At 70.7% G+C, this 5,125-nt stretch carries 6 protein-coding genes and 1 pseudogene; 3 read left to right on the top strand and 4 right to left on the bottom strand.

The features are described 5' to 3' along the window. Positions 1-169: pseudogene (locus AMK24_RS35100) on the top strand (SAM-dependent methyltransferase); the annotation flags it as partial. Here AMK24_RS35100 and AMK24_RS34435 read toward each other — a convergent pair. From AMK24_RS34435 to AMK24_RS32425, 4 genes are all read right to left on the bottom strand, one after another. Next, the gene (locus AMK24_RS34435; RefSeq protein WP_199876559.1) at positions 159-404 is read right to left on the bottom strand and encodes a hypothetical protein; all 246 of its coding nucleotides are present in this window, start codon (positions 402-404) and stop codon (positions 159-161) included. The pseudogene AMK24_RS35100 and the gene AMK24_RS34435 overlap by 11 nt on opposite strands. A 51-nt stretch (positions 405-455) precedes the next feature. Then, positions 456-854, bottom strand: coding sequence for a hypothetical protein (locus AMK24_RS32435; RefSeq protein WP_073772453.1), 399 nt, complete (start codon positions 852-854; stop codon positions 456-458). Between the two features lie 152 nt (positions 855-1,006). Beyond that, positions 1,007-1,570 (bottom strand): hypothetical protein, encoded by a 564-nt coding sequence (locus tag AMK24_RS32430; RefSeq protein ID WP_073772452.1) that lies wholly within the window; start codon positions 1,568-1,570, stop codon positions 1,007-1,009. A gap of 89 nt (positions 1,571-1,659) precedes the next feature. Beyond that, on the bottom strand, positions 1,660-2,214 hold the full coding sequence (locus tag AMK24_RS32425) for a hypothetical protein (RefSeq protein WP_073772451.1): 555 nt from the start codon (positions 2,212-2,214) through the stop codon (positions 1,660-1,662). Between the two features lie 143 nt (positions 2,215-2,357). Between AMK24_RS32425 and AMK24_RS33875 the strand changes: the two genes are divergently transcribed. Beyond that, positions 2,358-2,705 carry a hypothetical protein gene (locus tag AMK24_RS33875; RefSeq protein WP_143203784.1) on the top strand — a complete coding sequence of 116 codons (348 nt, stop codon included), beginning with the start codon at positions 2,358-2,360 and terminating at the stop codon, positions 2,703-2,705. Between the two features lie 345 nt (positions 2,706-3,050). Beyond that, positions 3,051-5,009: a pentapeptide repeat-containing protein gene (locus AMK24_RS32420; RefSeq protein ID WP_073772450.1), complete on the top strand. Its 1,959-nt coding sequence runs from the start codon at positions 3,051-3,053 to the stop codon at positions 5,007-5,009. The last annotated feature ends 116 nt before the right edge of the window (positions 5,010-5,125 follow it).

The raw sequence follows: 5,125 nt of genomic DNA, 5'->3' as shown, positions 1-5,125 counted from the left end.
GCGGCGCACCGGGAAACCCGCCAAGCACCGGCTCGGCGAGAACCTGTTCAAGATCGGCGTCGGCGAGACGCTGCGCCATGTCCGGGGCCGCTCGGACGTGGCGATCGTGTCCGCACGGTCGCGCTACTGGCCCGTCCTCCCCCCCCGGGGGCGGGTGTTCAGCGGGTGGGCTGGTACCCGGCGACGTCGTCGACCAAGTCGCCCCGGCGGTCGGGGCCGACCTCCTGGTCGTACGCGCGCTGGATGGCCTCGTCGTGGCTGTCAACGAGGAACTCGTACGCCCATAGGTCGTCGCGGCCGTCGAGCAGCTCGTCAACGGCCTTCTGGTCGCCGTCCGTCAGGGTGTAGGACTCGGTGACCGTCAGAACCGGGCCGTCCCAGTCGCCGATCAGCAGTACAGACATGGGGTGTCCCTTCGTGGGAGGGGCGGGGTGCGCCCCGGAGCGGGTGGCGGGTCAGCGCGCGTCGGCGAGCCAACCCGCGACCTCATCGGCGTCCTCGCCGTAGCACTCTTCGGCGACGTCCCCGAAGGCGGCGTCCGGGTCGTCCAGGAGCGTGAGCGTCGCGTTCACCGCGAAGTTGTCGATGTTGTCGGCGGCCTTCGGCCCGGCGTCGGTCGCCGTGTTCAGCGCCGCCTGGACCTGTTCCCGGGTGTAGGTGGGCTCACCCGGGGCGTTCGGGCCCGACGCCATGTCGAGCTGGACGAGGAGCCCCCGGAACAGAACGCGGGTCCGGCGGAAGTCGGAGTTGTTGACGCTGACGCCCGACTCGTCGGCGGCCATCTCGAACCCGGCGGTGACGGCCTCCTCGACCTGGTTGCGGGTGAACGTGACGGTGGCGGTGGCGGTGCTCATGGAGGTGTTCCCTTCGTTCGGGGCGGGGCCGGTTGCTCTCCGGCCGTATGTGGTCAGACGGGTAGTGCTTGCGTCCCCGGTCGGGGCGGGGGGTACCGCGCCCCGGGGCGGCTCGTGGGCCAGGCCCCGGGGCGCGGCGGTGGTGAGCCGGCTCAGGTGCCGGTGATGGCCCGGACGGCGGCGGCGTACTTCTCGGCCAGGTGCTTCAGGCCGTCAGAGGGGGAGGCACCCGCGAGGTAGACGCCTTCGTCGCACACCTCGAAGTCCTCCGGGAGAGCCGGGTCCTCGGGGAAGGCGTCGTCCACGTAGGGGTCGAACGACAGGGTCAGGGCGTCGTCGTAGTCGATCTCCAGGAGGAACGAGGTGGTGAACGGGCCGGAAAGGATTCCGACGTTGCCCCACGGCTGGGACTGGGCGGTCCAGGCGTCGCCCAGGAGCACGGAGACGGCGTTGGTGAGGTCGGAGATGTTGAACGGCTTCCCGGGGCCCGGGGCGGGGGCGGCGGGGACGGTGTGGCCTGCGCACTGGTCGTCGCCGTCGTGGAACTCGATCCACCGGGCGGCGGCGGCCTTGTGGCCGGTGGCGACGAACAGGTCGAGCAGCTCGTTCAGCTCATAGCAGGTGAGGGCGGGGGCCAGGTGCTCGGCGGACGGGGCCAGGGCGGCGGCGACGTCATGGGCGGCCGCTTCGGCAGGGGTGAGGCATGTGGTGGTCATGGCGGACTGTTCCTTCGTTCAGGGCGGGGGGTGCTTGCGTTCCGGGGTGCCGCGCCGGGCGTGGTGGGCGCGGCACCCCGGGGCGGGGGTCAGCCGTGTTCGATGTCGCGCTGGACGGCGCGGGCGACCTGGGCCGCGATCGTGCCGAGGGACGCGGTCGGCTTGAACGTCGCGGTGGTGTCGTCGTGCTTCTCGTTGAGGAGCTGGAGGGTGCCCTCGACGACTTCGAGGGTGTAGTGAGTGGCGGTCGCCTCGTGGGACAGTTCGCCGCTCACCGCCCACGTTCCGGCGGAGGCCGTCCAGCCGTCGCCCAGCAGGCGGGCGGCGACGCGGGCAATGTCGGAGATGCTGAAATCGGCGGGCAGGGAATCGGCCGTGCTCTCTTCTCCGGCCTTGTCGACCTGCGCGGCGATGGGGACCAGGTCGATGGTGTGCACGGCCAGGCCGCCGACCTGGAGGGGGCCGAGGTGGTCCAGCTCCAGGGTTCCCCGGCCCTTCTGCTCCAGCAGCTCCCGGGCCTCGGCCTCCGAGGTGGCGGGGACGGACACGGCGATGTGGCCGGGGACAAGGAACTGGTACGTGGTGCCCGGCTCGGCGGCAGGCACGCTGATGGGTTCGGTCGGGGTGGGGGTGTGCTCGGACATGGGTCTCCCTTGGGGCGGGATGGGTTTGAGTTCCGTGGTCGGCTGCCACTGCCAACCAGCAAGAAAACTATATCGCACTACACCGACATGCGGGGCGATTTTCGGAACGTTTCCGCAGGTCAGCCCATACGAGCGACCCGAGAGTGGAGGATCGACGAGCCGCCGCCCCCATCCCGCTTCACTGCGCCCCGTTCAGCCACGACCCCGCCGAGGACGTGACCGTGCTGCGGGAATGGGTGCAGGCCATGGAGGCGCTGCCGGAGCCAGCCTCGGTGGTGCCGCGCCACTGCCCGGACTGCGGGGGCCGGGGCACCGTCGTGATCGACGGACGGCGTCGCGACCGCGTCCACGGAGCGTGCGGCTCCTGCTGCGAGTGCTCCTGCCCGACGCCCACCGATAACCGCTACCAGCCGTGCGGGAGCCTGACGCGCCAGCAGTGCCCGGCCTGCCGCTGTTGCATGGTCTGCACGGGATGCCACTGCGAGGAGTAGCCCCTCGCAGCCGGGTCGGGCTGGCGATGAGCCGACCGGCCCCCTTTCAGGACAGGGCGTCCCACCGGACGGAAGTGTGGGGCCTCTTCCTCCGGGTCCGGAGAAAGAGGTGTCACCTGCCCGTCCCCGCTGACCCTCCACTGCTGACCTGCGGCAATGCGCCTCAGTGCCGCTCCGGTAAGCAACCTGATGGGCAACCAGTTAGGCAACCTGACAAGCAACCAGTTAGGCAACTCCTTGAGCAACCGTCCCGCAGGGCACCCGTATGGCGGCCATCATCGAGCCTGAGCCGTTCCTGCCCCGCCAGCCGTGCGGGCAAGTCCTGAACCGTGGAGTCGCAGCGTCATGAGCACATCCGAACCGCCAGAGTGGCCGCACTGCGCGCAAGGCGCCGACCCTGCTACCGACCCCGTCGGGTGCCGCGGCATCCATGTCCCCGGCCACACCGCGTGCCTCGCCCACCTGACCGCCACCGACCGCGACGCATATCTGGCCGGCCTGGCACCCGGAGCCGACATCGACCACCGGGGCACCACCTTCACCGGTTCGCTTTTCCGTGCCCTAAAGAGCGCCCTCAACGACCCTGCGACCAGCGCTGCCCGCTTCGGTATCGCCCAGTTCGACTCCGCCACGTTCGAGGGCGATGCCTCGTTCAGGTCCGCGACCTTCGAGCGCGGCGCCCGGTTCAACTCCGCGACCTTCAAGGGCATCGTCTGGTTCGCTTCCGCTACCTTCAAGGGCAGCTCCCGGTTCGACTCCGCGACCTTCGAGGGCGACACCCACTTCGGGTCCGCCACCTTCGAGCACGGCGCCTGGTTCAAATACGTGACCTTCGAGCGCAGCTCCCGGTTCGCCTCCGCCATCTTCGAGCACGACGCCCTCTTCGGGTCCGCCACCTTCAAGGGCACCACTCTCTTCGGGGGCACCACCTTTAAGGGCGCCGCCCACTTCGGGGCCACCACCTTCAAGGGCGCCGCCCTCTTCGGGTCCGCCACCTTCGAGCGCGACGCCCGGTTCACATCCGCCACCTTCAAGGACGCCGCCCTCTTCGGGTCCGCCACCTTCGAGCGCGACGCCCGCTTCACATCCGCCACCTTCAAGGACATCGCCCTCTTCGAGTCCGCGACGTTCACGGGCGCCGCCCTCTTCGGGTCTGCCACCTTCGAGCGCGACGCCCGGTTCACATCCGCCACCTTCGTGAAGGCGGATCGCTTCGGGCCGCTGGTGTGTGCTGGGCGGATGGTGCTGTCCGGTGCGATGTTCGGCGGCCCGGTGATCCTGTCGCTCGCCGCGCGGCGTCTGGAGTGCCAGCGGACTCGTTGGGCGGCCACGGCCGAGATACGCCTGCGCTACACCACGGTCGACTTCTCCCACGCGGTGTTCGAGTACCCCCTCACCATCGCCGCCGAGCCCGACCCCTTCATCCTCCCCAGCGGTTCACAGCTGGCAGAAGGCACCTTCGCGGGCGCGCCCGGCTCGGATGTGCGGCTGGCGTCGCTGCGCGGCGTGGACGCCGCCCACCTGGTGCTGGCCGACGTCGACCTGGCGCCCTGCCTGTTCACCGGGGCCGTGCACCTGGACCAGCTGCGCCTGGAGGGCGCCTGCACCTTCGACACCACCCCGTCCCCCGCCGGGCGGCGGCGCTGGTCGCCCGTACGGTTCACCGACCGCCGCGTCCTGGCCGAGGAGCACCACTGGCGCGCCGGCCGGCCGGGAGCGGTGCGGGGCTGGAACGTCGCGGTCCTCGGCGCCGGGCGGGTGGGGCCGTTGCAGCTGGCTCCGGTGTACCGGGCGCTGCGGAAGGCTTTCGAGGACGGCAAGCACGAGCCGGGGGCTGCGGACTTCTACTACGGGGAGATGGAGATGCGCCGCCACGCCGACGACGTCCCCCGCGGTGAGCGGGGGCTGCTGACCGCGTACTGGGCGCTGTCCGGCTACGGCCTGCGCGCCTCGCGGGCCCTGGCCTGGCTCGGCGCGGCCATGCTCCTCACCATCGTTCTGCTGATGGCCTTCGGTATCGCGCAGGACACCCCGAAGCAGATGGCGAGCGGCACCGTCCCAACCGGCGGGGGCAAGGTCACTTTCGAGATCGACAAGGACGACCCGAAGAACCCCACCGGCGAGCGCTTCACCGGCGAGCGCTTCGAGAAGGCCCTGAACATCACCCTCAACTCCGTCGTCTTCCGCTCCTCCGGCCAGGACCTCACCACCGCCGGCACCTACATCGAGATGACCTCACGCCTGACCGAACCCGTCCTGCTGGGCCTGGCCGTCCTCGCCATCCGCAACCGCGTCAAGCGCTGACCGGGCGGGCGAGCAGCACGACCGGGGAGCACGAGCGGATCACTCCGCGCTCTGCTGCCCCTCAAGCGGCCGTCGCCGCACCCTCTGGAGAACTCGGGTTGTCCGACCCGGTGCAG

Origin of the sequence: Streptomyces sp. CB02366 (assembly GCF_001905905.1) — a bacterium.
Taxonomy (GTDB): domain Bacteria; phylum Actinomycetota; class Actinomycetes; order Streptomycetales; family Streptomycetaceae; genus Streptomyces.
Note: the sequence above shows the minus strand (reverse complement) of the source record. Positions and strands in the feature narration are given on the sequence as shown.